General features: G+C 63.8%; 25 protein-coding genes and 4 tRNA genes. 13 read left to right on the forward strand and 16 right to left on the reverse strand.

Going from position 1 to position 26,046, the window contains the following annotated elements; translation table 11 throughout:
- Positions 1–31: 31 nt before the first annotated feature.
- Both xth and EC845_RS15780 read right to left on the reverse strand, forming a co-directional pair.
- The gene (gene xth / locus EC845_RS15775; RefSeq protein ID WP_123299078.1) at positions 32–808 is read right to left on the reverse strand and encodes an exodeoxyribonuclease III; all 777 of its coding nucleotides are present in this window, start codon (positions 806–808) and stop codon (positions 32–34) included.
- A gap of 319 nt (positions 809–1,127) precedes the next feature.
- Positions 1,128–1,763 carry a response regulator transcription factor gene (locus EC845_RS15780; RefSeq protein WP_123299079.1) on the reverse strand — a complete coding sequence of 212 codons (636 nt, stop codon included), beginning with the start codon at positions 1,761–1,763 and terminating at the stop codon, positions 1,128–1,130.
- Positions 1,764–1,862: 99 nt separating this feature from the next.
- On the opposite strand from EC845_RS15780, the gene EC845_RS15785 reads away from it, so the two are divergent.
- The 5 genes from EC845_RS15785 to EC845_RS15805 all read left to right on the forward strand — a co-directional run bounded on the left by EC845_RS15785 (position 1,863) and on the right by EC845_RS15805 (position 5,123).
- The gene (locus EC845_RS15785; protein ID WP_123299080.1) at positions 1,863–3,263 is read left to right on the forward strand and encodes a CHASE3 domain-containing protein; all 1,401 of its coding nucleotides are present in this window, start codon (positions 1,863–1,865) and stop codon (positions 3,261–3,263) included.
- Between the two features lie 235 nt (positions 3,264–3,498).
- A complete protein-coding gene (locus EC845_RS15790) occupies positions 3,499–3,660 on the forward strand; it encodes a DUF1328 domain-containing protein (RefSeq protein WP_123299081.1) in 162 nt (53 codons plus the stop codon).
- A 46-nt stretch (positions 3,661–3,706) separates the two neighbouring features.
- Positions 3,707–4,132: a hypothetical protein gene (locus tag EC845_RS15795; RefSeq protein WP_123299082.1), complete on the forward strand. Its 426-nt coding sequence runs from the start codon at positions 3,707–3,709 to the stop codon at positions 4,130–4,132.
- A gap of 74 nt (positions 4,133–4,206) precedes the next feature.
- Positions 4,207–4,536, forward strand: coding sequence for a BON domain-containing protein (locus EC845_RS15800; RefSeq protein WP_123299083.1), 330 nt, complete (start codon positions 4,207–4,209; stop codon positions 4,534–4,536).
- A gap of 323 nt (positions 4,537–4,859) precedes the next feature.
- Positions 4,860–5,123 (forward strand): hypothetical protein, encoded by a 264-nt coding sequence (locus EC845_RS15805; protein ID WP_123299084.1) that lies wholly within the window; start codon positions 4,860–4,862, stop codon positions 5,121–5,123.
- 62 nt (positions 5,124–5,185) lie between these two features.
- Here EC845_RS15805 and EC845_RS22380 read toward each other — a convergent pair whose 3' ends face one another.
- Positions 5,186–5,332, reverse strand: coding sequence for a hypothetical protein (locus EC845_RS22380; protein WP_158615707.1), 147 nt, complete (start codon positions 5,330–5,332; stop codon positions 5,186–5,188).
- On the opposite strand from EC845_RS22380, the gene hemE reads away from it, so the two are divergent.
- On the forward strand, positions 5,331–6,500 hold the full coding sequence (gene hemE, locus EC845_RS15810; RefSeq protein ID WP_123299206.1) for a uroporphyrinogen decarboxylase: 1,170 nt from the start codon (positions 5,331–5,333) through the stop codon (positions 6,498–6,500). The two genes, EC845_RS22380 and hemE, sit on opposite strands and share 2 nt — an antisense overlap.
- 345 nt (positions 6,501–6,845) lie before the next feature.
- Positions 6,846–9,041, forward strand: coding sequence for a primosomal protein N' (gene priA / locus EC845_RS15815; RefSeq protein ID WP_123299085.1), 2,196 nt, complete (start codon positions 6,846–6,848; stop codon positions 9,039–9,041).
- 83 nt (positions 9,042–9,124) lie between these two features.
- Here the strand turns inward: priA and EC845_RS15820 are convergent, their stop codons facing one another.
- Entirely contained in the window at positions 9,125–9,403 is a 279-nt protein-coding gene (locus EC845_RS15820; protein ID WP_123299086.1) for a hypothetical protein, read from the reverse strand.
- A gap of 168 nt (positions 9,404–9,571) precedes the next feature.
- Between EC845_RS15820 and hemA the strand changes: the two genes are divergently transcribed.
- The 4 genes from hemA (at position 9,572) to grxD (ending at position 13,417) form a co-directional block, all read left to right on the forward strand.
- Positions 9,572–10,852 carry a glutamyl-tRNA reductase gene (gene hemA, locus EC845_RS15825; RefSeq protein WP_123299087.1) on the forward strand — a complete coding sequence of 427 codons (1,281 nt, stop codon included), beginning with the start codon at positions 9,572–9,574 and terminating at the stop codon, positions 10,850–10,852.
- Positions 10,853–11,032: 180 nt separating this feature from the next.
- Positions 11,033–12,115, forward strand: coding sequence for a peptide chain release factor 1 (gene prfA / locus EC845_RS15830; RefSeq protein WP_123299088.1), 1,083 nt, complete (start codon positions 11,033–11,035; stop codon positions 12,113–12,115).
- Complete coding sequence (gene prmC, locus EC845_RS15835; protein WP_255416911.1) at positions 12,112–12,990, forward strand: peptide chain release factor N(5)-glutamine methyltransferase; 879 nt, start codon at positions 12,112–12,114, stop codon at positions 12,988–12,990. The genes prfA and prmC overlap by 4 nt, the downstream gene beginning before the upstream one ends.
- A gap of 103 nt (positions 12,991–13,093) precedes the next feature.
- Positions 13,094–13,417 (forward strand): Grx4 family monothiol glutaredoxin, encoded by a 324-nt coding sequence (gene grxD / locus EC845_RS15840; RefSeq protein ID WP_123299089.1) that lies wholly within the window; start codon positions 13,094–13,096, stop codon positions 13,415–13,417.
- A gap of 31 nt (positions 13,418–13,448) precedes the next feature.
- On the opposite strand, the gene rsgA is transcribed toward grxD, so the two are convergent.
- The 3 genes from rsgA to EC845_RS15855 all read right to left on the reverse strand — a co-directional run bounded on the left by rsgA (position 13,449) and on the right by EC845_RS15855 (position 16,061).
- Complete coding sequence (rsgA, locus tag EC845_RS15845; protein WP_123299090.1) at positions 13,449–14,363, reverse strand: ribosome small subunit-dependent GTPase A; 915 nt, start codon at positions 14,361–14,363, stop codon at positions 13,449–13,451.
- Between the two features lie 24 nt (positions 14,364–14,387).
- Positions 14,388–14,732, reverse strand: a complete 345-nt coding sequence (locus tag EC845_RS15850) for a 4a-hydroxytetrahydrobiopterin dehydratase (RefSeq protein ID WP_123299091.1) — start codon at positions 14,730–14,732, stop codon at positions 14,388–14,390.
- Between the two features lie 72 nt (positions 14,733–14,804).
- Positions 14,805–16,061 (reverse strand): M48 family metallopeptidase, encoded by a 1,257-nt coding sequence (locus EC845_RS15855; protein ID WP_123299092.1) that lies wholly within the window; start codon positions 16,059–16,061, stop codon positions 14,805–14,807.
- Between the two features lie 92 nt (positions 16,062–16,153).
- Here EC845_RS15855 and orn point away from each other — a divergent pair, with 92 nt between their 5' ends.
- Together orn and EC845_RS15865 are read left to right on the forward strand one after the other, a co-directional pair.
- Positions 16,154–16,759, forward strand: coding sequence for an oligoribonuclease (gene orn / locus EC845_RS15860; RefSeq protein ID WP_123299208.1), 606 nt, complete (start codon positions 16,154–16,156; stop codon positions 16,757–16,759).
- A gap of 138 nt (positions 16,760–16,897) precedes the next feature.
- Positions 16,898–17,293 (forward strand): response regulator transcription factor, encoded by a 396-nt coding sequence (locus EC845_RS15865; RefSeq protein WP_123299093.1) that lies wholly within the window; start codon positions 16,898–16,900, stop codon positions 17,291–17,293.
- 229 nt (positions 17,294–17,522) lie between these two features.
- Here EC845_RS15865 and EC845_RS15870 read toward each other — a convergent pair.
- The 9 genes from EC845_RS15870 to hisC all read right to left on the reverse strand — a co-directional run bounded on the left by EC845_RS15870 (position 17,523) and on the right by hisC (position 25,988).
- Positions 17,523–17,598 (reverse strand) — tRNA-Gly (locus tag EC845_RS15870).
- A gap of 10 nt (positions 17,599–17,608) precedes the next feature.
- Positions 17,609–17,682 (reverse strand) — tRNA-Cys (locus EC845_RS15875).
- A gap of 95 nt (positions 17,683–17,777) precedes the next feature.
- Positions 17,778–17,853 (reverse strand) — tRNA-Gly (locus EC845_RS15880).
- 62 nt (positions 17,854–17,915) lie between these two features.
- Entirely contained in the window at positions 17,916–20,342 is a 2,427-nt protein-coding gene (gene lon / locus EC845_RS15885) for an endopeptidase La (protein WP_123299094.1), read from the reverse strand.
- Between the two features lie 222 nt (positions 20,343–20,564).
- Positions 20,565–21,830: an ATP-dependent Clp protease ATP-binding subunit ClpX gene (gene clpX / locus EC845_RS15890; RefSeq protein ID WP_123299095.1), complete on the reverse strand. Its 1,266-nt coding sequence runs from the start codon at positions 21,828–21,830 to the stop codon at positions 20,565–20,567.
- A gap of 143 nt (positions 21,831–21,973) precedes the next feature.
- Positions 21,974–22,582 (reverse strand): ATP-dependent Clp endopeptidase proteolytic subunit ClpP, encoded by a 609-nt coding sequence (clpP, locus tag EC845_RS15895; protein ID WP_123299096.1) that lies wholly within the window; start codon positions 22,580–22,582, stop codon positions 21,974–21,976.
- 139 nt (positions 22,583–22,721) lie between these two features.
- Positions 22,722–24,035, reverse strand: a complete 1,314-nt coding sequence (gene tig / locus EC845_RS15900; protein WP_123299097.1) for a trigger factor — start codon at positions 24,033–24,035, stop codon at positions 22,722–22,724.
- Positions 24,036–24,724: 689 nt separating this feature from the next.
- A tRNA-Leu gene (locus EC845_RS15905) sits at positions 24,725–24,811 on the reverse strand.
- 91 nt (positions 24,812–24,902) lie between these two features.
- Positions 24,903–25,988 (reverse strand): histidinol-phosphate transaminase, encoded by a 1,086-nt coding sequence (hisC, locus tag EC845_RS15910; RefSeq protein ID WP_233598108.1) that lies wholly within the window; start codon positions 25,986–25,988, stop codon positions 24,903–24,905.
- Between the last annotated feature and the right edge of the window lie 58 nt (positions 25,989–26,046).

Genomic DNA, 26,046 nt, shown 5'->3' on the forward strand with positions numbered 1-26,046 from the left:
GTAGCCGCCTCGCCGTTTCGGTTTCTCTGGCTCAGGCCAGCGTGACGATCACCGGCGCGTGATCGCTGGGCCGCTCGTAGCGGCGCGGTGCCTTGTCGATCGTGCAGGCCGCCAGGCGCGGGCGCAGGGCTTCGCTCACCAGGATGTGATCGATGCGCAGACCCCGGTTGCGCCGGAAAGCCAGCTCGCGGTAGTCCCACCACGAATAGCTCTTCTCGGGCTGCTCGAAATGGCGGAAGGCGTCGACCAGTCCCAGGTCCAGCAGGGCCTGGAACTGCTGGCGCTCCTCCGTGGTGTGGTGAATGGTTTCCCTCAATCCCTCGGGATCGTAGGTGTCGCGGTCGTCGACCGTGATGTTGAAGTCGCCCAGCAGCACCACGTTGCCGTGCGCAGCCAGCTCCGCGGCCACCCAGGCACGCAGCGCATCCAGCCAACGCATCTTGTATTCGAATTTTTCGCTGCCCGGCGCCTGGCCATTGACGAAGTAGCCGTTGAGCACCCGTAGGGGCCCCAGCGGCGTATCGATCGTGGCCGCAATCAGCCGTGACTGGGGATCCTCGAACGCGGACATGTTGCGCACCACATCCCGAAGGGGGTGGCGGCTCAGAATGGCCACGCCGTTGTAGGTCTTCTGGCCAAAACTCACGCTCTGGTAACCCGCCTGCGCCAAGGCTTCCAGCGGAAACTTGTCGTCCGTGAGCTTGAGCTCCTGCAGGCACAGCACATCGACGGGCTCGGTCTCGAGCCACTGCAGCACCTGCGGCAGCCGGACGGAAAGGGAGTTGACGTTCCAGGTGGCAATCTTCATCGGACACTATTCTTCAAAAACAACGAGGCGGACGGGCCCATCCGGCTCCCGCATGGCAGACGTTCGAGCGATCGACCCGCCCGCGTCTGCCATGGACTGCTGTCGCAGCGCCACAGGGATCCATGCTATCAGTCGTCCGGCGATCCCCGTTTTCTGCGCCCGCAGCGGCCTCGGGTCCCGGCGCCACCGGCGCATGCGCTCGCGCCGGCCGGCCTGACGCGCAGCAACTGTTGTTGAGGGGCGTCACTCAACAAATAAAAACAAAAAAGCGGACCCGGGGTCCGCTGTGCTGAACGGGTCCTCGGACCCCGTTCCGTCGTCAGCTGATCAGGCCATTCTTGAGCGCGTAGTAGGTCAGGTCGCTGTTCGACTGCAACGCCAGCTTTTCCATCAGACGGGTCCGGTAGGTGCTCACCGTCTTCACGCTCAGCGAGAGAGCCTCGGCGATCTGGCCCACGGTGTCGCCCTGGGCCAACCGCAGGAAGACCTGGAACTCGCGCTCGGACAGTTGTTCGTGCAGGGGCCCGCTGTCCTTGCGGTTGAGCTGTTCGGCCAGCAGTTCGGCGACCGAAGGCGTGATGTAGCGGCGGCCCTGGGCCACGGTACGGATGGCACGGACGATTTCCGCCGGGTCGCATTCCTTGTTCAGGTAGCCACTGGCACCCTGACGGATCAGGTTCATGGCGTAATGCTCTTCAGGGAAGCCGCTGAGGATCAGAATGGCGAGGTCGGGCGCCTTGGCGCGGATCATGGCCAGCGCATCGAGACCGCTCTGGCCGGGCATGGAAAGATCCAGGATCAGCACATCGAGGTCGGGTTGAAGGCGGACCAGATCGATGGCTTCGCGACCGCTGGCGGCCTCGGCCAGGACACGCAGATCGGTTTCCTCGGACAGGAATTGGCGCAAACCGGTACGAACCAGTGCGTGATCATCCACAATCGCTACGTTGATCATAATTTTGTATCCTGAAGTCGTTGAATCTGAGTCGGCGAGCCCATCAGTCCACCTGACAAACTCCTAAAAACAGCTACCAGTGTAGAACGATAAGTCGCCATGAAATTCATTCGCTTGCCCCGTTTTTACATCAGCTTCCCCTTGGCTGTACTTGTGGTTGTCGTCCTCATCGGGATCAGCGAATTGTCCTACCAGCGCTCACGCCAGGCGCTGACGGATGTCAGCGAATTGGTCGATGCACGCCAATCCATACAGGATATGCTGAGGTATGTTCTGGATGCGGAAACCGGTCAGCGGGGGTATCTGTTGACCGGCGACAGCCGTTATCTCGAACCCTACCGGACCGCCACGCTGCACATCGAGAAAGAACGGGCCGTGCTGCAGCAATGGGTTTCCACCCATCCCTACGACATCGCGCGCATGCCGGAATTCTTTTCGCGCATCACCCGCAAGCAGCTCGAAATGGAAGTCAGCCTGCGCCTGCACAACGCGGGCAATCAGGTGGCCCTGCGCTCGGTGATGGACACCAATGTCGGACTGGAGCAGATGCGCGTCATCCGCGAAGTCGCCGACGCCATGCTCGCCAGCCTGGTCGACGCGTCGGCGGTGGCCCAGCAGCAGGTCCGCAACACGCTCATGATTTCGCGCGGGGCCATCGCCATCGTCAGCCTGCTGGGCTTGCTGGGGATCTACTTCTATCTGCGTCAGGGCGAAAGCCTGCAGACCATCAACGAGCGGCAGCAGCGCCTGCTGCAGAAGGAACGCGATCAGCTCGAGATCCAGGTCATGCGGCGCACGCACCGGCTCGCGCAGCTGGCGACTTACCTGCAGAACGTCCGCGAGGACGAACGGGCGCGTCTGGCGCGCGAACTGCACGACGAGCTCGGCGCCCTGCTGACGGCGGCCAAGCTCGACGTCACCCGCCTGCGCAACTACATCGGCAATGCCAACGAGGATGCCAACACCCGCATCAGCCATCTGGTCGAGATGCTCAACTCGGGCATCGCCCTCAAGCGCCGCATCATCGAGGACCTCCGGCCTTCGTCGCTCTCCAATCTGGGCCTCGCACCCGCGCTCGAGATCCTGACCCGCGAATACCAGGACCGCTCCGGCATCGAGGTCAACCTGCGCATGGAGCCCGTCGATCGCCTGACGCCCAATGCCGAGCTGACCATCTACCGGCTGGTCCAGGAAGCGCTGACCAACGTCAGCAAGTATGCCGAGGCACGTCACGTGGAAGTGCGCCTGAGCACCGAGGACGAAGAAGTCCAGATCCTGGTGCGCGACGACGGTCGGGGTTTCAATCCCGAGGACATCAAGCCATCCACGCATGGACTCGACGGCATGAAACACCGGGTCGAGGCCATCGGCGGTCGGCTGGTGGTGCGCTCGGCCACCGGCGCAGGGACCACCATCGAAGCCAGCATGCCCCGTCAGCGCGAAGACGAGGCGGCAGAAGGCGACCCGGCCGACCAGCCGCCGCATCACCCGGCAGGCTGATGCCGCGATTGCCTCCGGGTCTCGACCCGGCGCTGCAACGACCCGCACGAGCCACAGCCGCCCTGCGCGTAGGAAGCCACCCACACGGCGCTAAGCGCCTCCCCTGACGCCTTGCACCGCACGGCGCCTATAAGCCGTGCACGACCTGCTCGCTACAGTGAAGTCATGGGTTGCGGGACGAGCCGCCGAACGGCGCTCCCTCCAATCGATTCCATCCCACTCGAAGGAGCGCGTCATGTTGCACTACGCCGTCGTTTTTCTGGTCATCGCACTGATCGCAGCAGTTTTTGGTTTTGGCGGTATTGCCGCCGGTGCCGTCGGCATCGCCAAGGTACTGTTTTTTGTGTTCATCATCATGGCCGTTGCCAGTTTCCTGTTCGGCATGATCAAGAAATAGGGTGAACCCTCCTTCATACCGCTAAAGACAAGCAAAAGGAATTTCCATGGCACAAACCACCGCAAACGCCAAGAACAACGTCGAGGAATTGGTCGACAAGGCCAAGGACAAGGTTCAGGAAACCAGCGACACCGTGCGTGAAGCCGTGCGCGAAGTCACCGACGACATTGCAGAAACCGTGGTCGCAGGCCGCGATGCCGCATCCGACAACGTCCGGCAGCTCCGGGCCCGCAACCGGGTCCAGACCGCCATCGACCAAGCCGCGGACCGTGCGCACGAATTTGCCGATTGGGGCATCTCCGCCACGTTCGACGGGGTCGATCAGGCTCGCGAAACCTACGATCGTTATTCCCGGGAAACCACCACTTATATCCGTCGGCAGCCCGTGAAATCGGTCCTGCTGGCAGCCGGTATCGGCGCAGCGTTGGCCGCGCTGCTCGTCGGCAGCATCTCTTCGCGCCGCGGCGACTGATCGCAGTCCGTCTCGGCCTTCACAAACAATCGATTTCGGTTGGGTCCTTCGTTAGCTTTACTCTGGAGATCATCATGAAAAACTTGAACAATACGCTCCGTGCCATTGCCTTTGCAGCCATGACTGGCGCTGTCGTGGTGGGTACCACCGCCTGTGCCGTCGCTCGCGACCAGCAGTCCGTGGGCGCCTACGTCGACGACGCAGCCATCACCACCCAGGTGAAAGCCAAGCTCGTGGAAGACAAGTCCGTGAGCGCCAACGCCATCAGCGTCGAAACGCTCAACGGCACGGTTCAGCTCTCCGGTTTCGCCAAGACCTCGGCCGAGCGCAGCACCGCTGCCAGCCTGGCCGGCTCCGTCAAGGGCGTGAAGTCGGTCAAGAACGACATCATCGTTCGCCCCTGATCGACGAACGAGGCCCGCCCCGACGGGTGGGCCTGGACCGTCTTCCGACGGTTCGATTCTGTCGATGCTGCTCTGCAGCAACGAAAAGCCTCTGTTTGCGCGGAGGCTTTTTTGTTTTTCCGTTTGAAAATTTCCCTTTTAAATCAGTAGGCAAGCCCTCGAACCGCATCGACGGATCTCACGCTTCTCCCTGTTCCTAGAGTGTCCTCTCTAACGTTCCACTTGAATCGAATAAGTAGTTACCCTAACATAGGGTTAACCCGAGTCGATACACACACCCCGAGCGCAGCCGGTAACTGCGCGTTCAGTCAGAAGGACACATCATGACCAGCTTCGTCAACTCCGCTCTCACCAACCACCAAGGTGCCGAACGCGCCGAACAAGCGCTGCAGACCCTGCGTCACATCGGTGCCGCACTGGTCAGCTTCCCGCTGCAGGTTCTGAGCGCCCTGCCCGAAGGTTGGAACAACTACATCACGTACCTCGAACAACGCGAAAGCGACGAGGAACTGTGGGCCCTGGCCCAGCGCGATGGCCGCGTCATGAACGAACTCATGGCCGCCTCCGACCGCAAGACCCCCCGCTGATCGCGAACGGCCCTGCCCGCAGCCCGACGCTGCGGTGACAACGGGCCGGCCCGCCAGCCGGATCACAACAGCCGCGGCTTGCCGCGGCTGTTGTCGTTTGGACTCCAGCCGAGAATCCAGTCCCGTTCTCGATCCGCGCCGGCCGACTGGATCTTGATCTGGATCTGGATCAATCCTGGCAGCCTCTCGCCCTGCGACAATGCACCCATGATCGAGACCGTCCAAGCCCGCCCCGCCCCCGCCCCATCGCCCTTCGCCCCGCTGCAGAACGACACTTTCCTGCGGGCCTGCTGGCGGCAAGCCACCGATCACACGCCCATCTGGCTGATGCGGCAAGCCGGCCGTTACCTGCCCGAGTACCGCGCGACCCGCGAACGGGCCGGCAGCTTCATGGGACTGGCGACCAACAGGGACTACGCCACCGAAGTCACCCTGCAGCCCCTCGAGCGCTACCCGCTCGATGCCGCCATCCTGTTTTCCGACATCCTGACCGTGCCGGATGCCATGGGCCTGGGCCTGTCCTTCGCTGCCGGCGAGGGCCCCCGTTTCGAACGCCCGCTGCGCAGCGAAGCCGAGATTGCCCAGTTGACCGTGCCCGACCTGGACAAGCTGCGTTATGTCTTCGACGCCGTCACGTCGATCCGCCATGCGCTCCAGGGGCGCGTGCCGCTGATCGGCTTTTCGGGCAGCCCCTGGACACTCGCCTGCTACATGGTCGAAGGCGCCGGCAGCAGCGACTACCGGCAGATCAAGACCCTGCTCTATTCGCGCCCCGACCTCATGCATCGCATCCTGGCGGTCAATGCCGATGCCGTCGCCGCCTATCTCAATGCGCAGATCGAAGCCGGCGCACAGGCCGTCATGCTGTTCGACAGCTGGGGCGGCGTGCTGGCCGACGGCGCCTTCCAGAACTACAGCCTGTCGTATATCTCCCGCGTGCTTTCCCAGCTCAAGCGGGAACATGCAGGCGTTGCGATTCCACGCATCGTCTTCACCAAAGGCGGCGGTCTGTGGCTGCACGAGATGGCCGCCCTCGACTGCGAAGTGTTGGGTCTGGACTGGACAGTGGATCTGGCTGCCGCACGAGAGCGCGTGGGCGGAGATGCCGGCGGCCCCGGCAAGGCGCTGCAGGGCAATCTGGACCCGAACGTGCTGTTCGCCCCCCCACAACGCATCGAGGCCGAGGCCGTCCGTCTGCTCGACTCGTTCGGGCGCCCTCACACCGATCCCGCCACCAGGGGTCCGACGCACATCTTCAACCTCGGACACGGCATCAGCCAGTTCACGCCGCCTGAACATGTGACGGCGCTGGTCGAGGCCGTTCATCGCCACTCCCGCCTGCAGCGACAGCTGGCCAGGGCCGCGCAAGCCAGCTGAACAGGCTTGCCTAGCATAAATCCAGGCGCCACCGAGGCTTCGAGGCCCCTGGCGATCGAACTTATGCACAAAATCGACGGCCGTTCATGCGGAGCGACCTGAGCGGTCAGGCATTGGGGAGAATGATCAAAAACACATGCAATCCATTGATTTAACTGCATTTTTATATTTATCCCCACAAACGTCCACGGCATGACAATCGGGTGAAGCCAGGGCCGCAGACCGGTATCGGCAACTCCTTTCCACAAAGTTATCCACAGTTTGCGTGAATGACTTTCAAACGTTTTTAAATCAACCACTTACCGGGCTTTTTCACCAAATCGCCTGAAAGTTCCCAGCCTGACCATGCCCGCCGTCCTGCAGATCGTCGTCCCCACTCCCGCGCACAGCGGCCTGGGCGATGCATTGAGCTACCAGGCCCCCGCCGCATTGGCGCCCGGCACCCTGGTCAGGGTCCCGTTGGGACAGCGCGAGACATTGGGCATCGTCTGGTCGGTACAAGATCCCGGGCAACAGGCCGAAGGCGGGCACGGCCCGCTGCGCGACATCGTTGCGGTGGTGGGCGATCTCTCGCCGCTGTCGGACACCTGGCGCCAGATGGTGGCCTTTGCCGCGCAGTATTACCAGCGCTCGCTGGGCGAGGTCGCCCTGGCCGCTCTGCCGCCACAGTTGCGTGAGCTCAACGCCGAACAACTGGCTCGCCGACTCAAACCCAAACCTCCGCCCAGGAAGCCCAAAAAAAACCGGCCTGCGGACGAGGTTCCGGCCACTCGCCCCGCCGAGGCGGATACGGATACGGATGCCGATGCCGGGACCGACGTCGCTGCGCAAAACGACTCTGCCGTCACCCTCACGGCCGAACAGGCTGCCGCCTTGCAGCACTTTGCCGAGGACGAGCGGCCTGCGCTGCTGTGGGGCGCCACGGGCAGCGGCAAGACGGAGGTGTACCTGCGCCTGGTCGAAGAGCTGCTGTTGCGCGACCCGTCCCATCAGGCTCTGGTGATGGTCCCCGAAATCAACCTGACACCGCAACTGGAACAGCGTTTCGTCGAACGTTTTGCACCGGTCTATGGCGAACAGGCCGTGGTGTCGATGCACAGCGGCATGACACCCCCTCAGCGCCTCAAGAGCTGGCTGGCGGCGCACGCCGGCACGGCCCGCATCGTGCTGGGCACCCGCATGGCGGTGTTCGCATCGATGCCGGGGCTGCGGCTGATCATCGTCGACGAAGAGCACGACCCCAGCTACAAGCAGCAGGAGGGGGCACGCTATTCGGCGCGCGACATGGCGGTCTACCGGGCTCACCAGGAAAGCCGCCACCCGGATGCCGACGGCGCCCTGCAGCCCTGCCGTGTCTTGCTGGGTTCGGCCACGCCCTCGCTCGAAAGCTGGTCTGCCTGCGAACGCGGGCGCTACCGACGTCTCGACATGCCCAGCCGGATCGGCGCGGGCGACCTGCCGACGGTGCGCCGTGTCGACATGAACCACCAGCCCCGGCGGGCCATCATTGCGCCGCCGCTGGTGGCCGCCTTGCGAGAGCGGCTGGCCAACGGCGAGCAGAGCCTCATCTTCCTGAACCGGCGAGGGTACGCCCCCGTCCTGCACTGCGCGGACTGCGGCTGGAAAAGCGAATGCCCGCACTGCAGTGCGTTCCGGGTGTTTCACAAGATCGACCGTACGCTGCGCTGCCACCATTGCGGTTTCACCGAACGGGTGCCGCATGCCTGCCCGGCGTGCGGCAATCTGGACATCCAGCCGCTGGGCCGAGGCACCGAACGCATCGAGGAACACCTGGCCGAACTGCTGGCGGGGGCCACCCGCGCCGACGGCCAGCCGGCCCGCATCGTGCGCATCGATGCCGACACGACCAAACACAAAGGCACGCTGGAGAGCCAACTGGCCCAGGTCCATGCGGGCGACGTCGATGTGCTCGTGGGCACGCAGATGGTGACCAAGGGCCACGATTTCCGGCGGGTCACGCTGGTGGCGGCGATCAATCCCGACGGCGCGCTCTTCTCCAGCGACTTCCGGGCACCGGAGCGGCTGTTCGCCCTGCTCATGCAGGCCGGCGGGCGGGCCGGACGGGATGCCAGCTACACACGGGCCCAAGGCAGCCGCGCCGAACTCTGGATTCAGACCACCTACCCGGCCCATCCGCTGTTCGAAGCCCTCAAACGGCATGACTTCGCGTCGTTCGCCACCGAAGAACTGCGCGAAAGGCAACGGGCCGGGCTTCCCCCGGTGGCTTTCCAGGCGCTGATCCGGGCCGACGCCCGCAGCCAGGAGGTGGCGCAGGCCTTTCTCAACGATGCAGCGGCCGCCGCACAGGGCCTGCCCGGGGCCACGGAGGTCACGCTGTATCCGGCCGTCCCCATGACGATCCAGCGCGTGGCCAACGTGGAGCGGGCACAGATGCTGCTCGAGAGCCCGACGCGCATGGCCCTGCAGCGTTTCCTGGCCGCCTGGCAACCGGTGCTGCACACGACACGGCCGAAGGGACTGATCCGCTGGCTGGTCGACGTCGATCCCCTGGCGATCTGAGAGGTTTCGCACGCCTTTCGGGACCAGGGGCGCGGGTACGGCGCGGCGAGCCGGAACCGCAGGAAAAGGCCTGGAGGGTGTCTTCAGCGCCCACGCATCTGCCAGGCCTGCATGCCGCCCATCACGATCACCAGCGCCGCATAGGTCGCCATGTGGCCGTCCCCCCCCATGATCAGCAGACCGGCCAGCAGCACCCCGCTGCCCACGGCCGCATTGATCGCGACCCGGCATGCCCACACAGAAGCGGCGGGACGCGACCCCTTGCGGCCCACCAACCCTGCAGCCAGCCCCAGCAGCAGGGCGACCCCGCATGCCGGCAGCACGAGGTTGACGATGTGATTGATAAATTCAAACCAGTTCATTACCCAAACAACACTTGACAGCCCGAAAGGCCGGAAAAAACGGCCGCAAGCCGTTGATTTCGAATTATTTTTTCAATTTCAATAATTACTGAAAAACTTATCCGACCCAAATGGACAAGATTTCCGCAGGGTCGCGTGCCTGCGGCGGAAATTTTATAATCATCAGCTATGACAGTCTGGGCATTGGGCATCAACCATACAACGGCGCCGCTTGATTTGCGGGGCCGTTTTGCATTTGCCCTCGATCAGCTGCAGCCGACTTTGCTCAGCCTGCGCGACGCCATGTCGCACCGGTCGGCCTCTGCCAGCCAGGCGCCGGAAGCCACGTTGCTGTCGACCTGCAACCGCACGGAAATCTACCTCTCCAGCGCCACCCCCGATGTCGACATGACGCTGGACTGGATGGCCCGCACGGGCGGGGTCAGCCCGTCCCTCCTGCGCAGTCACTCGTACAGCCTGCATGGCGACGGCGCGGCTCGGCATGCCTTCCGCGTGGCCTCCGGTCTCGACTCCATGGTTCTGGGCGAACCGCAGATCCTCGGCCAGATGAAGAGCGCCGTGCGGGCGGCCGAAGAAGCCGGCGCCCTGGGCACCACCCTGCATCAGCTGTTCCAGCGTTCGTTCGCGGTCGCCAAAGAGGTCCGGACCTCGACCGAGATCGGCAGCCACAGCATCAGCATGGCCGCTGCGGCCGTGCGCCTAGCCTCGCAGTTGTTCGAAGATCTGGCCCGCACCAAGGTGCTGTTCATCGGCGCCGGCGAGATGATCGAACTGGCCGCGACCCATTTCGCGGCCAAGAAGCCGGCCCATATCGCCATTGCCAACCGCACGCTCGAGCGCGGCGAAAAGCTGGCCACGCACTTCGGCGCCGAAGCCCTCAAGCTGGCCGATCTTCCCGCGCGGCTGCACGAGTTCGACATCATCATCAGTTGCACCGCCAGCAGCCTGCCCATCATCGGGCTCGGCGCTGTCGAGCGTGCGCTCAAGGCGCGCCGTCACCACCCCATCTTCATGGTCGACCTGGCCGTGCCCCGCGACATCGAACCCGAAGTCCAGGCGCTCGAGGATGTCTACCTCTACACCGTCGACGATCTGGCGACTGCCGTGCAGACCGCGCAGGCCAACCGCCAGGCTGCCGTGGCCCAGGCCGAAGCCATCATCGACACCGGTGTCCAGGGTTTCATGAGCTGGATGAACCAGCGCGGCACGGTGCCGCTCATCCAGCAACTGCACAGCCAGGCCGACGCCTGGCGTGCCCAGGAACTCGCCCGGGCCCGCAAGATGCTGGCGCGCGGAGACTCCGTCGACGAGGTGCTCGAGGCCCTGTCGCGCGGCATCACCCAGAAGATGCTGCACGGCACCATGGCCGAGCTGCACACCGGCGATGCGCTCCAGCGCGAACGCACCGCACAGACCGTCAGCAAGCTGTTCCTGCGCAAGGAACGTTAGCGCCGCCTCGACGCCGCGCAGCCTTGCAGGCGGCCTCTGCGCCGGCTCCTTCACTGGCGTTCCCGACCTGCGGCCCGGGGGTAGCCGGCGATTTCTTGCCGGCGCCATGCCTCGACGCTTTCCCCCATCAGCCAGCCTGGCGCGTGTATGCTGCGCCGTCCAGTCGATCCCGAGAACGCCATGAAAGACTTCATCCGCCAGCAACTCGCCCGTTATGCCGATCGGCTGGGCGAACTGGACTTCCTGCTCTCCCGCGAAGACATCATGGGAGACATGGCGCAATACCGGCTGCTGTCGCGCGAACATGCCGAGGTCACCCCGCTGGCCAACCGCTGGGCCCGCTACCAGCAGCGCGAAACCGACCTCGCCGCCGCGCACGAACTGCTGGGCGATGCCGAGATGGCGGACATGGCCCGCGAGGAAATCGCCCAGGCCGAGAGCGAACTCGTCGCGCTCGACCAGGAACTGCAGCGTCTGCTGCTGCCCAAGGACCCGGACGACAGCCGCCATGCCTTCCTGGAAATCCGTGCAGGCACGGGCGGCGACGAATCGGCACTGTTTGCCGGCGACCTGCTGCGCATGTACACACGCTACATCGACCGCCAGGGCTGGAAAACCGAAATCGTGAGCGAAAGCCCCAGTGAAATCGGCGGCTACAAAGAAATCGTGATCCGTGTGGTCGGCGAGCAGGTCTACGGCCGGCTGCGTTTCGAATCGGGCGGACACCGGGTGCAACGCGTACCCGCAACCGAAACGCAAGGGCGCATCCACACCAGCGCCTGCACCGTGGCCGTGCTGCCCGAGCCCGACGAGGCCCAGGCGGTGCAGATCAATCCGGCCGACCTGCGGATCGATACCTACCGGGCCAGCGGGGCAGGCGGCCAGCACATCAACAAGACGGATTCGGCCGTCCGCATCACCCACATCCCGACGGGCATCGTGGCCGAGTGCCAGGACGACCGCAGCCAGCACCGCAACAAGGCCAAGGCGCTGCAGGTGCTGCAGGCGCGCATCCAGGAGAAGGAACGCAGCGAGCAGGCGGCCAAGGATGCCGAGCAGCGGCGGGGCCTCATCGGCAGCGGCGACCGCAGCGACCGGATCCGCACCTACAACTTCCCGCAAGGCCGGCTCACCGACCACCGCATCAACCTCACGCTCTACAAGCTGTCGTTCATCATGGAAGGCGATCTCGACGAAGTGCTGGAGGCGCTCAAGCAGGCCCGCGAGGCCGAACAACTGGCCGACCTGGAGCAGCGGGCTTGAACACGCACGCATCCCCCCCCCTCCACGCCCCGGACGATGCGGGCGGCCCTACGGTGGCCCAGGCCCTGCGCGAGGCCGCGATGGCCGGACTGGATCGGCTCGACGCTCAACTGCTGCTGCTGTGGGTGCTGGGGCGCATGCACGACCGCGCCTGGCTCATCAGCCACGATCGAGACATCTTGCCCGCAGCGGCCCGCGCGGCCTATGCCGGGCTCTGCCTGCGCCGGGCACAGGGCGAGCCGCTGGCCTATCTGGTGGGCCGCAAGGACTTCTACGGCCTCGATCTGCAGGTCGACGGCCGGGTACTGATTCCCCGGCCCGACACCGAGATCCTGGTGGAGTGGGCCCTCGACGCGGTCCGGCCGTTCACGGCACCGCGCCTCATCGACCTGGGCACCGGCAGCGGCGCCATTGCCCTGGCCCTGCGCCAGCAGCGCCCCGACGCCGAGGTACACGCACTCGATGCCAGTGCGGACGCCCTGGCGGTGGCCCGGGCCAATGCCGGGCGGCTCGGCCTGCCGGTGACCTTCTGGCAAGGCCATTGGCTGGCCGGCCACACCGGGCGCGGCTATGACCTCGTCGTCTCCAACCCGCCCTATATCGCCGAGGACGACAGCCACCTTCCCGCGCTGGCCTTCGAACCCCGCCAGGCCCTGACCGCCGGCACCGACGGCCTGGACGACATCCGGCAGATCGTCGAACAGGCCCGCGCCGTGCTTCGGCCCGGCGGCTGGCTGCTGCTCGAGCACGGCTACGACCAGGCAGCCGCGGTGCGCGCCCTGCTGGCCGATGCGGGTTATGCCGATATCGAAAGCCGCAGGGACCTGGCGTCCATCGAACGCTGCTCCGGCGGGTTATTCCCAGGCGCGAGATAATCTCGTCAGGCTGCCGGGACCCGGTCCCGCAGCGCCGACCCTCCATTTTTCGACAGCCCACGAATGAACCGGGCACAGCAACACCAACAGGAGCGAATTGACCATGAGCGATACCCAGCAACGCATCGACGACCTCGTCAAAACCAACGAGATCGTGCTGTTCATGAAAGGTAGCGCAAGCTTTCCCATGTGCGGCTTTTCGGGACGCGCCATCCAGATCCTGAAGGCTCTGGGCGTGGATGTCCGCACCCAGCTCGTCACGGTCAACGTGCTCGAGGACGACGCCATCCGCCAGGGCATCAAGGACTACAGCCAGTGGCCGACCATCCCGCAGCTCTACGTCAAGGGCGAGTTCGTCGGCGGCTCGGACATCATGATGGAGATGTACGAAAGCGGCGAACTCCAGCAATTGCTGACGGCGGCCTGACCTTCGTCTCGCCGACCCGGCCCGCTTCGCGTCAATAGCGGGTCTGCGACAGCTCTTCGAAGAGCTGGGTGTAGAGCCGGTAGCGGTTTTCCGAAATCTCGCTCGGCCCGGCTTCGGCCGACACCGCGGCGATGACGCCGCAGCCCGGCTCGTGGATGTGCGAGCAGTTGTAGAAGCGGCAGCGCTCCACATGCGGCCGCAGATCCGGCATGTAGGCCGCCAGTTGGGCCGGATCGATATGGCGCAGGCCAAACTCCTGGAAACCCGGTGAATCGATCAGGGCCGTGCGGCGCTCGGTGCCATCCACCCAGTACCAGGTGGTGCTGGTGGTGGTGTGGCGTCCCGAATTGAGCGCCTGCGAGATCTCCCCCGTCTGCGCCTGTGCACTGGGCACCAGCAAGTTGACCAGGGTGCTTTTCCCCGAACCCGAAGGCCCCAGCACCAGCGTGGTACGGCCCCGCAGATGTTTGTCCAGCAGATGCTCGCGGTCGATATCGGCAGCCTCGCGCAACGACAGCGGCAGCACGCCGTAACCCATGTGGCGATAGGGCAGCAGGCGCTGCCAGGCCCTGGCAAAGGGTTCGACCAGATCGCTTTTGTTCAGCGCGATCAGCGGCTCGATGTGCGCGGCCTCGCAGGCGATCAGCGCACGCGTGAGCTGCCCTTCCGAAAACTCCGGTTCGGCTGCGATCAGGATCAGAACCTGGTCGAGATTGGCCGCAAACGCCTTGGTCCGGATCTCGTCCTGCCGGTAGAACAGGTTGCGCCGTGTCTGCACCTTCTCGACCGTGCCTTCGTCCGTGCTGGGCAGCCAGGCCACGCGGTCGCCCACCACCACCTGGTTCTTCTTGCCGCGGGGATGGCAGATCACGCGCTCGCCGGTCGAAGTCTCGACCAGGCAGTGGCGTCCATAAGCGGCGACAACCAGGCCGGATTGTTGTGTCATTCAGGAGATCGGAAAAAGTAGGGGTCAGGCCAGCAGCGCATCGATCAGCGCCGCGACCTCGAAATCGGCTTGCGACAGCCCTCCCACGTCATGCGTGGACAGCTGCACGTCGCAACGGTTGAAATGCACGCCCAGATCGGGGTGGTGGTCCATGCGATGCGCCACCAGCGCCACCGCATTCACGAAGGCGATGGTCTCATAGTAGTCGGCAAACGCAAACGACTTGTGGATATTCACATCGGCACCGTCGCCGCGCAGTTGCCAGCCCTGCACCTGGGCCAGTTGGGACACCACCTCGGTGGCCGTCGCCTTGCGCAGCGGCGCACCGCTGCGATCCTTGATCTTCAGTGCGGAAGCAGTCTTGCTCATGGCTATTCCTTTCAATCCTCTGCGGCCATCGACATGGCCGCCTGCAGCCGGGGCCGTCGTGCCGGCCCGCGGTCAACCCGCCAGGTGGGCCAGCCGCTCGCTCGCCGGCGGATGCGAATAGTAGAACCGCGCAAACAGCGGGTCGGGTGTCAGTGTCGAGGCATTGTCCTCGTAAAGCTTGAGCAGCGCGCTGGTGAGGTCACGCCCATCGGTCTGGTCCATGGCATAACGATCGGCCTCGAACTCGTGCTTGCGCGACGATGCGGCCATCACGGGCGACAGGAAGAACGTGAACACCGGCACCACGAGCATGAAGAGCAGCAGCGCCAGCGCGTCGTTGGGACCGCCCAGCGTGGGCTGGACGCCCAGGCCGGTGTAGAACCAGGTCTGCGCGGCCAGCCAGCCCAGCAGCGCGAAGCCGCCCAGGCTCATGAGGAACATCGTGACCATGCGCTTGACGATGTGTTTGTGCCGGAAGTGCCCCAGTTCATGGGCCAGAACGGCGTCGACCTCGGCCGCGTTGAGCTTGGACAGCAGCGTGTCGTAGAAGACCACGCGCTTGGCCGCTCCGAAACCCGTGAAATAGGCGTTGGCATGCGCACTGCGCCGGCTGCCGTCCATCACGTAGAAGCCCTGCGCCGAGAACCCGCAGCGCTGCATGAGTGCGGTGACCCGGCTCTTGAGCACTTCGTCGTCCAGCGGCTTGAACTTGTTGAACAGTGGCGCGATGAACATGGGATAGATCACCAGCAGCAGCAGGCTGAAACCCGTCCACACGGCCCACGCCCACAGCCACCAGGCCTGCCCGGCCGCGCCCATCAGCCACAGCATGAGGGCCGCCAGGGGCAGACCGATGAGCACGCTCAAAAAGAGTCCCTTGAGCGCATCGCCCAGCCACAGCGACACGGTCATGCGGTTGAAACCGAAGCGCTGCTCGATCACGAAGGTCTGGTAAAGCGAGAACGGCAGGTCGAGCAGTGCCGAGAGGCCGGCAAACACCCCCAGCAAAGCCAGTTGCTGCAGCATGCCGGGGCCCATCACCGCCAGCAGCATCTCGTTGACCAGATGCAGGCCTCCGCCCAGCGTCCATGCCAGCAGCATCAGCGTGCCGTACAGCAGTTCCAAGCTGCCCAGCCGCGACTTGGCGCGGGTGTAATCGGCCGCCCGCTGGTGGGCCTGCAGGCTCACGGCACCCCGGAAGGCTTCGGGCACTTCTCCGCGGTGAGCGCCCACGTGGCGAACCTGGCGCTGCGCCAGCCACGTTTTGACCAGCACCTGCAGCACGATGGCGGCAGCCACGATTCCTGTAAATATCGACGTTTCAGACATCCCCCATTCTAGGCGGGCCGGGTGTTGCCAGATGTCCGCAGGGACATGAAGTCGCCTCCGCACCCGCCGCGCTTTCAGCGACAATGCGCCCCATGCCAGAAACACCTGATTACCCCATCCAGGCCGCCGCCGCGGCCGAACTCAAGAAATCCGACCAGAACCTGGTGTGGCTGGACTGCGAAATGTCCGGCCTCGACCCCGAGAAAGAACGCATCATCGAAATTGCGGTCGTCGTCACGGGTCCGCAGCTCGAACCGCGCATCGAAGGACCGGTGTTCGTGATCCACCAGGACGATGCCCTGCTCGACGCCATGGATGCCTGGAACAAGGGCACCCACGGGCGCAGTGGACTGATCGACAAGGTCAAGGCCTCGACCGTGAACGAAGCCCAGGCCGAAGCCGAAATCATCGCGTTCCTCTCGAAGTACGTGCCCAAGGGCACCGCCCCCATGTGCGGCAACACCATCGGCCAGGATCGCCGTTTCCTGGTGCGCTACATGCCCAAGCTGGAAGCGTTCTTCCACTATCGAAATCTCGATGTGAGTACGCTCAAGGAGCTGGCCAAGCGCTGGAGACCCGATATCTACAGCCAGTTCAAGAAACGGCAGGCCCATACCGCGCTGGCCGATGTCCACGAATCGATCGAGGAACTGGCGTTCTACCGCGAGCGTTTCCTCAGGACCGAACCGGAGGCTTGAACGTCGACGGCAGCCCGGCTACGGGGAGACGTAGGAGACATCCCACGATGCATCTTGCACTTACCCGTCAGTTGAGGGCACCCGATGCGACTATGCTCTATCCATTCCTCTAAACTGCCAGCGACCGAGTCCTCTATTGTGAAAGTGCCCGCCTTTATTGTTGAAGACAACGCGACGATCCGGGATAACCTGATCAGCGCACTCGAAGAGCTCACGTCGCTGGAAATCGTGGGAACGGCCGACAGCGAAGAAGATGCCTGCAAGTGGCTCAAACGCCACCCCGAACGCTGGCACATCGCGATCGTCGACCTGTTTCTCAAGCAGGGCAGCGGCCTGGGTGTCATCGAAGCGTTCCGCGAACGCCCCGGCAGCCAGAAACTCATCGTGCTGAGCAACTACGCCACCAACGACATGCGTCGCCGCTGCAAGGAGCTCGGGGCCGATGCGGTGTTCGACAAATCGAACGAGCTCGACGCGCTGGTCGACTTCCTGATGGCCCCTGAAAACCAGGCAGTCGCAACGGCAGCACGCTGACCGGATCCAGGCTATCGATCGGCACGCGGACCTGCATGTGCTTTGCCCTGATCGACCTCGCTCGGCAGTGCTTCGCGGCACAGACAAAAAAGGGACCCTCGGGGTCCCTTTTCTTTTGGCCGATATTCCTGGCCGATGTTCTGTCGGCATCCAGGCTGCAGGCAAACCCTGGTATCCGGCGCCAGAAACCAAAAAGTCCCAGACATCTTTCGATATCTGGGACTTGTATTGGAGCGGGAAAAGAGTCTCGAACTCTCGACCTCAACCTTGGCAAGGTTGCGCTCTACCAACTGAGCTATTCCCGCACTAACTTTTTGGAGGCGCGGTCCGGAGTCGAACCGGACTAACCGGATTTGCAATCCGGGGCATAACCGCTTTGCTACCGCGCCGTGCCTCACCTCTACCAGCACTGTCTTGAGGCTGTGACCAGCCTCGCAACCGTCCTGATGAAAAAGGAAGCCAGTGCATGCTTCCTTTTAGGATTTGGAGCGGGAAAAGAGTCTCGAACTCTCGACCTCAACCTTGGCAAGGTTGCGCTCTACCAACTGAGCTATTCCCGCGTTGCAAGACTTGCATTGTAGCCCAAAAATTTGGGCCTTGGCAAGTCAGCGCACTTTTTTCATCAATGCTTCACTGAAGGCGCCTTTTCGGGCTTGTCGGTGGTGGCCGGCTCCACGGGCGGCACCACGTCGTTGTCCAGCAAGGCCTGCGGCACGCGTTCGAGCGCGATCTCCAGAACCTTGTCGATCCACTTCACCGGAACGATCTCGAGCTCATCCTTCACGTTGACCGGGATGTCCTGCAGATCCTTCACGTTTTCTTCGGGGATCAGCACGGTCTTGACGCCGCCGCGCAGCGCAGCCAGCAGCTTCTCCTTGAGGCCACCGATCGCCGTCACCTCGCCACGCAGCGTGATCTCGCCGGTCATGGCGACATCGGCGCGCACCGGGATACCGGTCAGGGCAGAGACCAGCGCCGTGGTCATGGCCGCACCCGCACTGGGGCCATCCTTGGGCGTGGCACCGTCCGGCACGTGGATGTGGATGTCGCGCTTCTCGAAGGCGTCGTCGCGGATGCCCAGCAGGCGGGCCCGGCTGCGCACCACCGTGCGCGCGGCCTCGACCGACTCCTTCATCACATCGCCCAGGGAACCCGTGCGCTGGATCTGGCCCTTGCCCGGCATGGTGGCGGCCTCGATGGTCAGCAGATCGCCGCCCACTTCGGTCCAGGCCAGTCCCACGACCTGCCCGATCTGGTTCTGCTGCTCGGCACGGCCATAACTGAACTTGCGCACGCCCAGAAAGTCGTTGAGGTTCTCGCTGGTCACCACCACCTTGGGTGTGTACTGCTTGAGCTGCAGGCCCTTGATGACCTTGCGGCAGATCTTGGACAGCTCGCGTTCGAGCGAACGAACACCGGCTTCGCGGGTGTAGTAACGCACGATGTCGCGCACCGCGCTTTCGGTGACCTCGAGCTCGCCGGCCTTGACGCCGTTGTTCTCGATCTGCTTGGGCAGCAGGTACTTGAGCGCGATGTTGATCTTCTCGTCTTCGGTATAGCCGGAGAGGCGGATGACTTCCATCCGGTCGAGCAGCGCCGGCGGAATGTTCATCGAGTTCGAGGTCGCCACGAACATCACGTCGGACAGGTCGAAGTCGACTTCGACGTAGTGGTCGGCAAACGTATGGTTCTGCTCGGGATCGAGCACCTCGAGCAGCGCGCTCGACGGATCGCCACGGAAATCCGAGCCCATCTTGTCGATCTCGTCGAGCAGGAACAGCGGATTGCGGGTGCCGACCTTGTTCAGGTTCTGCATCACCTTGCCCGGCATGGCGCCGATGTAGGTACGGCGATGGCCGCGGATCTCGGCCTCGTCACGCACGCCGCCCAGGGCCATGCGCACATACTTGCGGCCTGTCGCCTTGGCGATGGACTGACCCAGCGAGGTCTTGCCCACGCCGGGCGGCCCGACCAGGCACAGGATGGGCGCCTTGACCTTGTCGACACGGCTCTGCACCGCGAGGTACTCGAGGATACGGTCCTTGACCTTGTCGAGGCCGTAATGGTCGGCGTTGAGCACTTCCTCGGCGTGCAGCAGATCCTGCTTGACCTTGTTCTTTTTGGCCCACGGCAGGCCGGCGAGCACTTCGATGTAGTTGCGCACCACCGAGGCTTCCGCCGACATGGGCGACATCAGCTTGAGCTTCTTGAGCTCGCCCTCGGCCTTCTTCAGCGCATCCTTGGGCATCTTGGCGAGTTTGATCTTCTTCTCGATCTCCTCGATGTCGGCGCCCTCTTCGCCTTCGCCCAATTCCTTCTGGATGGCCTTGACCTGTTCGTTGAGGTAGAAGTCGCGCTGGTTCTTCTCCATCTGCCGCTTGACGCGGCCGCGGATGCGCTTGTCGACGTTGAGGATGTCGACCTCGCGCTCGAGCTGCTCGAACAGATTCTCGAGGCGCAACTTGATGTCGGCCAGGTCCAGCACCGTCTGCTTGCTGTCGAGCTTGAGCGGCAGATGGGCGGCAATGGTGTCGGCCAGCCGTCCTGCGTCGTCGATGCCGGCGATGGAGGACAGGATCTCGGGCGGAATCTTCTTGTTGAGCTTGACGTACTGGTCGAACTGCTGCATCACCGCGCGGCGCAGGGCTTCGATCTCGCTGGCCTCGGGCTGCTCGGACTCGGCGGCCGGCACGGGGCGGGCCACCACCGTGAAGTGGTGCTCGTTCTCTTCGATCTTCTCGACCAGCGCACGCTCCTGCCCTTCGACCAGCACCTTGACGGTGCCGTCGGGCAGCTTGAGCATCTGCAGGATGGTGGCGACGCAGCCCATCGAGAACATGTCGGAAATCGACGGTTCATCCTTGGCTGCGGTCTTCTGGGCCACCAGCATGATGCGGCGTTCGGCGGCCATGGCGGTTTCGAGCGCCTTGATGCTCTTGGGACGCCCCACGAACAGGGGGATCACCATATGGGGGAACACCACGACATCGCGCAGGGGCAGCAACGGCAGCTCGAGCGTGTCGGGCGTAGGGGCGGACTGTCCGGACATATTTGGGCCTCTCGTATATCAGATGATCATATGCGGGCGGTCGGTGCGACTTCAATCCATCATAGCCATGCGGCGTGGCGCCTGCAGGCAGAAGGGAGAAATCGCGACGTCGGCCTGCTCAAGGAATGGAGGCTTGCTACAAAAAAAGCCACAGAGCCGCGTCGGGCTTCGTGGCTTGTACAGTAAACGACAGGGGCACGCAGGGGGTTCCCCCCCGACGGCTCAGGCCTTCTTGGCTGCCTCGCGGTAGACCAGAAGGGGCGGTTGGTTTTCTTCGATCGTGGACTCGTCGATCACCACCTTCTCGACATTGCTGGCGCTGGGCAGCTCGAACATGGTGTCGATGAGCGTGTTTTCGAGGATGGAACGCAGGCCGCGGGCGCCTGTCTTGCGCACCAGCGCCTTGCGGGCGATGGCCTTGAGCGCGGCGGGACGGATCTCGAGATCCACACCCTCCATGTTCAACAGCTGCGCGTACTGCTTGACCAGCGCGTTCTTGGGCTCGGTGAGGATCTGCACCAGGGCCTCCTCGCTGAGCTCGGCCAGGGTGGCGATCACGGGCATGCGGCCGATGAGCTCGGGAATCAGACCGAACTTGATCAGATCCTCGGGTTCGACTTCCTTGAAGACCTCGGTCAGGGCACGCTGCTTCTTGCTGCGCACCGCAGCGCCGAAGCCGATGCCCGAGGCTTCGGTACGGCTTTCGATGACCTTCTCGAGACCGGCGAAGGCACCGCCGCAGATGAACAGGATGTTGGTGGTGTCGACCTGCAGGAAATCCTGGTTGGGATGCTTGCGGCCACCCTGAGGGGGGACGCTGGCCATCGTGCCTTCGATCAGCTTGAGCAGGGCCTGCTGCACGCCTTCGCCCGAGACATCGCGCGTGATCGACGGGTTGTCTGACTTGCGCGAGATCTTGTCGATCTCGTCGATGTAGACGATGCCGCGCTGGGCCCGTTCGACTTCGTAGTTGCAGTTCTGCAGCAGCTTCTGGATGATGTTCTCGACATCCTCGCCCACATAACCCGCTTCGGTCAGCGTGGTGGCGTCGGCCATGACAAAGGGCACGTTGAGCATGCGAGCCAGGGTCTGCGCGAGCAGTGTCTTGCCCGAGCCGGTCGGTCCGATCAGCAGAATGTTGGTCTTGCTGAGCTCGACATCGTCCTTGTTGGCCTTTTCCTTGTACCGCAGACGCTTGTAGTGGTTGTAGACCGCCACCGCCAGGGCTCGCTTGGCCACGTCCTGTCCGATCACGTAGTGATCCAGACCGGCCTTGACTTCGGCGGGCGAAGGGAGATCGCTCTTTCCGGGCTCGGTCAGGCCCGATGCGGGCAACTCATCGCGAATGATGTCGTTGCACAGATCGATGCACTCATCGCAAATGAACACGGAGGGGCCCGCGATCAGCTTCTTGACTTCGTGCTGACTTTTGCCGCAGAACGAGCAATAGAGGGTTTTTTCGCTGGAGGAGCCTTTTTTCTCGGCCATATGGAGAGGTGCCTACAAATCTGGTGTTGCTGTCTATGATAGCGAAAAGAAAACGGCGCCTTCCGTGGGGGAAAACGCCGTCGCCCAAACGGCCTGCCGCGGCGCCCGGTCGAGCCGGGCCGGCGCGGGCGGCCATGCGGAGTTCAAGAACGCTTGTTGATGACCTGATCGACCAGGCCGTACGACTGTGCTTCGGCAGCGGACATGAAGTAATCGCGCTCGGTGTCGCGCTCGATCTTCTCGAGCGGCTGGCCGGTGCGTTCGGCCAGGATGCGGTTGAGGTCTCCGCGCAGGCGCAGGATCTCGCGGGCATGGATCTCGATGTCGGTGGCCTGGCCCTGGGCGCCGCCCAAGGGCTGATGGATCATCACACGCGAGTTGGGCAGCGAGAAACGCTTGCCCTTCTCGCCGGCCGCCAGCAGGAACGCGCCCATGCTCGCCGCCATGCCCATGCACAGGGTCGAGACGGCCGGCTTGATGAAATTCATCGTGTCGTAGATCGACATGCCGGCGCTGACCGAGCCGCCAGGCGAGTTGATGTAGAACGAGATGTCCTTTTCGGGGTTCTCGCTTTCCAGGAACAGCAACTGGGCCACGACCAGGTTGGCGCTCTGGTCATTGACCGGGCCGACCAGAAAGACGACACGCTCCTTGAGCAGGCGCGAATAGATGTCGTAGGCCCGCTCGCCGCGGCCGGACTGTTCGATCACCATCGGCACCATGCCGAGGGCTTGGGTATCAAGTGCGCTCATAGGTTCTCCACTAGGTGCCCCCGACTTTAAGGCATAGAGCCGGGCGCACAGATGAACATGGGGCCTGTGTCCGGGAGCACAAGTCCCGGCCACAGGCCCCATGTCGGGTGACGGGCGGCAGGACCGCCGCCGTCCGGCCTTAGGCCTGCTGGCCCATCAGTTCGTCGAACGCCAGGGATTTTTCAGTGACCTTGGCTTTGCCCAGGACAAAATCGGTGACGTTGTTTTCGATCACGACGGCTTCGACTTCGGCCAGGCGGTTGCGGTCGCCGTAGTACCAGCGCACCACGTCTTCGGGCTTTTCGTAGCTGGCAGCCAGCTCTTCGATGTGCGACTTGATCTGCTCGGGCTTGGCGTGCAGTTCGTTGGCGCGCACCAGCTCGGCGACCACCAGGCCCAGACGCACGCGGCGCTCGGCTTGGGGACGGAACACGTCGTCGGGGATCGGCGCCTTGTCGGCGTCCTTGATGCCACGCTGCTTGAGGTCGGCGCGGGCGCCTTCCACCATGCGGCCGACTTCGGCTTGCACGCTGGCCTTGGGCAGGTCGAGCTCGGCGTTGTTGATGAGCGCATCCATCACCGCGTTCTTGTTGCGGGCCAGCACGCGGAACTTGATTTCGCGCTCGAGGTTCTTGCGGATGTCGGCCTGCAGGGCTTCGACGGTGCCGTCGGCAATGCCCAGCGACTTGGCGAAGGCTTCGTTGACTTCGGGCAGGTTGGCGGCTTCGATCTTCTTGACCGTGACCAGGAAGTCGGCTTGCTTGCCGGCCACGTCCTTGCCGTGGTAGTCCTCGGGGAAGGCCAGCGGGAAGGTCTTGCTTTCGCCCGACTTCATGCCACGCACGGCGTCTTCGAATTCCTTGAGCATCTGGCCTTCGCCGACCAGGAACTGGAAGTCTTCGGCCTTGCCGCCCTGGAAGGGTTCGCCGTCGATCTTGCCTTCGAAGTCGACGGTGACGCGGTCGCCGTCCTGCGCGGCATCGACCTGGGCGCGCTGCGCGAAGGTGCGACGCTGCTTGCGCAGGATCTCGATGGTGCGCTCGATGGCTTCGTCGGTGACTTCGGCCGAGATCTTCTCGACTTCGGCTTCGGACAGGTCCTTGATCACGACTTCGGGGTAGACCTCGAAGACCGCGTCGAAAGCGATCTCGCCTTCGGCCGCACCGTCTTTTTCGCTGATGGTGGGCTGGCCGGCCACACGCAGCTTGGCTTCGTTGGCAGCCTGCGAGAAGGCTTCACCGACCTTGTCGTTGACCACTTCGTACTGGACCGAGTAACCGTAGCGCTGGGCCACGATGTTCATCGGCACCTTGCCGGGGCGGAAACCGTCGATCTTGACTTGGCGAGCCAGCTTGCGCAGGCGGGCATCGACTTCGGACTGGATGGTGCTGACGGGTAACGTCAGGGTGATCTTGCGCTCGAGTTTTTCGAGGGTTTCTACGTTCACAGCCATGAGGATCTTTCCTGTGGTGGTCTGGGGCGCGCGGCCGGCAGACTGTCGAGCAGTCGGCAGGACCGGCGCGGCCTGTTGGGGATGGACGGATAAAACTGAATGGCGAGGCCCGGGGCCCCGGCGGGTCCGGGCATGGACCTGTTGGCAAACCACTCATCTGAAAATCAACCGGCAATTGTAGCCCGAGCCAGGATGCGGGCCGCAAATCAGCACAACTGCCCGTCGCCTCCCTGGGAAAACACGCATGCCGATGCAGGCCTCTGCGCCGGTCGGGCGAGACTTGAAAAGTGTGTGGATCGGGGATGAAACAGGCACGGACCGGGACCGTCCCGATCAACGGGATGGCCGCAGACGGCGCGAAGACGTGGAAAAAAGGCTTGGCTGGCCGGCGTACCGATGGCTAGCAAAAACGACCTTGGAAGCTGTTGAAGCTTCGGGTCGCCCCACGATGAAACGGTGCAGGAACCCGCAGGTCCCTTGCAATGAGGCGATCATACCTCAATTGCGCATGAATCTCATTTAATAACAACACGCACAACCGGGCTATCGATGCGCCCTCGCCTGCCGAGGCCGTCCAGGGCCGATGGCGCCCCATGCCAGCGCGCATAAAAAAAGGCCGTTCTCCTTGAGGGAGAACAGCCTTGCACGGGACCCGGCGGCATCGTCGAGATACCGGCGGAGATGATCCGTGGTGCGCGGGGGGGGACTCGAACCCCCACACCATTGCTGGCGTCAGGACCTAAACCTGGTGCGTCTACCAATTTCGCCACCCGCGCGGTGTTCAAGTAAAACGGGCGCGCCTGGGGCCGCCCGTCTGCAATTGGTCAGAACCGAAGATTCTAACCTTGAAAGCAGAGCCCTCGGCGCTCAGCCCAGGATGCCACGCAAGACATCGACCAGGCGAGTGCACTGCTCGGGCGTTCCGATGCTGATGCGCAGGTACTGGCTGATGCGCGGTTTCTTGAAATGCCGCACCAGCACGCCCTCGGCGCGCAGCCCGGCCAGCAACCCGGCGGCATCGTGCCCGGGATGGCGCGCAAACACGAAGTTGGTCTTGGACGGCAGGACTTCGAAGCCCAGAGCCTGCAGCGACACGGTGAGTTCGTCGCGGGTCCGCATCACGGCCTGCCGGCTCTGCTCGAAGTAATCCACGTCCTCGTAGGCAGCGGCCGCACCGGCACTGGCCAGGCGATCGACCGGGTAGGAGTTGAAGCTGTTCTTGACGCGCTCCAGCCCCTCGATCAGGTGAGGCTGGCCGACGGCGAAGCCCACGCGCAGGCCGGCCAGCGACCGGGACTTGGAGAGCGTGTGCACGACCAGCAGATTGGGGTAACGCGACACCAGGCCGATGGCCGAGGTGCCACCGAAATCGACATAGGCCTCGTCGACCAGCACGACCTGTTCGGGGTAGGCCTGGAGCAGACGCTCGATGTCGGCCAGCGGCAACTCGATGCCGGTCGGGGCATTCGGATTGGCCACGATGATGCCGGCGGCCTGGGCGACCCGTGCGGGATCGGTCAGAGCGCCGATGTCGACCTGCATGTCGTCGCGCAGCGGCACCACGCTGTAGGGAATGCCGTAGAGACCGCAGTAGACCGTGTAGAAGCTGTAGGTGATGTCGGGCATGACCAGGCTGCGGCCGGCATGCTGGAAGAACGCAAAGAACGCATGCGCCAGCACCTCGTCCGAGCCGTTGCCGACAAAAATCTGCTCGGCACCGATGCCGTGGTACTTGGCGACGGCATCGCGCACCAAAGAAGCATCCGGATCGGGATACAGCTCCAGCCGGCCTGCGGCTGCGGCCTGAATGGCGGCGATGGCCTTGGGCGATGGCGGATAGGGGTTCTCGTTGGTGTTGAGCTTGACCAGCCGGTCGATCTTGGGCTGCTCGCCCGGCACATAGGGATCGAGCTCGCCCACGATAGGGCTCCAGTAGGACGTCTTGGTGGACACAGGGACCTCGGGTTTCATCACAGAAAATCTGGCGGCCGGCGCCGGCACGCGCCCGGCG

The sequence above is a fragment of the Comamonas sp. BIGb0124 genome, from assembly GCF_003752175.1.
Classification (GTDB): domain Bacteria; phylum Pseudomonadota; class Gammaproteobacteria; order Burkholderiales; family Burkholderiaceae_C; genus Comamonas_F.

Excerpts from the sequence above, each read along its gene's own strand:
- xth (WP_123299078.1), bottom strand. The coding sequence starts at position 808 with ATGAAGATTGCCACCTGGAACGTCAACTCCCTTTCCGTCCGGCTGCCG.
- EC845_RS15780 (WP_123299079.1), bottom strand. The coding sequence starts at position 1,763 with ATGATCAACGTAGCGATTGTGGATGATCACGCACTGGTTCGTACCGGT.
- EC845_RS15785 (WP_123299080.1), top strand. The coding sequence starts at position 1,863 with ATGAAATTCATTCGCTTGCCCCGTTTTTACATCAGCTTCCCCTTGGCT.
- EC845_RS15790 (WP_123299081.1), top strand. The coding sequence starts at position 3,499 with ATGTTGCACTACGCCGTCGTTTTTCTGGTCATCGCACTGATCGCAGCA.
- EC845_RS15795 (WP_123299082.1), top strand. The coding sequence starts at position 3,707 with ATGGCACAAACCACCGCAAACGCCAAGAACAACGTCGAGGAATTGGTC.
- EC845_RS15800 (WP_123299083.1), top strand. The coding sequence starts at position 4,207 with ATGAAAAACTTGAACAATACGCTCCGTGCCATTGCCTTTGCAGCCATG.
- EC845_RS15805 (WP_123299084.1), top strand. The coding sequence starts at position 4,860 with ATGACCAGCTTCGTCAACTCCGCTCTCACCAACCACCAAGGTGCCGAA.
- hemE (WP_123299206.1), top strand. The coding sequence starts at position 5,331 with ATGATCGAGACCGTCCAAGCCCGCCCCGCCCCCGCCCCATCGCCCTTC.
- EC845_RS22380 (WP_158615707.1), bottom strand. The coding sequence starts at position 5,332 with ATGGGTGCATTGTCGCAGGGCGAGAGGCTGCCAGGATTGATCCAGATC.
- priA (WP_123299085.1), top strand. The coding sequence starts at position 6,846 with ATGCCCGCCGTCCTGCAGATCGTCGTCCCCACTCCCGCGCACAGCGGC.
- EC845_RS15820 (WP_123299086.1), bottom strand. The coding sequence starts at position 9,403 with ATGAACTGGTTTGAATTTATCAATCACATCGTCAACCTCGTGCTGCCG.
- hemA (WP_123299087.1), top strand. The coding sequence starts at position 9,572 with ATGACAGTCTGGGCATTGGGCATCAACCATACAACGGCGCCGCTTGAT.
- prfA (WP_123299088.1), top strand. The coding sequence starts at position 11,033 with ATGAAAGACTTCATCCGCCAGCAACTCGCCCGTTATGCCGATCGGCTG.
- grxD (WP_123299089.1), top strand. The coding sequence starts at position 13,094 with ATGAGCGATACCCAGCAACGCATCGACGACCTCGTCAAAACCAACGAG.
- rsgA (WP_123299090.1), bottom strand. The coding sequence starts at position 14,363 with ATGACACAACAATCCGGCCTGGTTGTCGCCGCTTATGGACGCCACTGC.
- EC845_RS15850 (WP_123299091.1), bottom strand. The coding sequence starts at position 14,732 with ATGAGCAAGACTGCTTCCGCACTGAAGATCAAGGATCGCAGCGGTGCG.
- EC845_RS15855 (WP_123299092.1), bottom strand. The coding sequence starts at position 16,061 with ATGTCTGAAACGTCGATATTTACAGGAATCGTGGCTGCCGCCATCGTG.
- orn (WP_123299208.1), top strand. The coding sequence starts at position 16,154 with ATGCCAGAAACACCTGATTACCCCATCCAGGCCGCCGCCGCGGCCGAA.
- lon (WP_123299094.1), bottom strand. The coding sequence starts at position 20,342 with ATGTCCGGACAGTCCGCCCCTACGCCCGACACGCTCGAGCTGCCGTTG.
- clpX (WP_123299095.1), bottom strand. The coding sequence starts at position 21,830 with ATGGCCGAGAAAAAAGGCTCCTCCAGCGAAAAAACCCTCTATTGCTCG.
- clpP (WP_123299096.1), bottom strand. The coding sequence starts at position 22,582 with ATGAGCGCACTTGATACCCAAGCCCTCGGCATGGTGCCGATGGTGATC.
- tig (WP_123299097.1), bottom strand. The coding sequence starts at position 24,035 with ATGGCTGTGAACGTAGAAACCCTCGAAAAACTCGAGCGCAAGATCACC.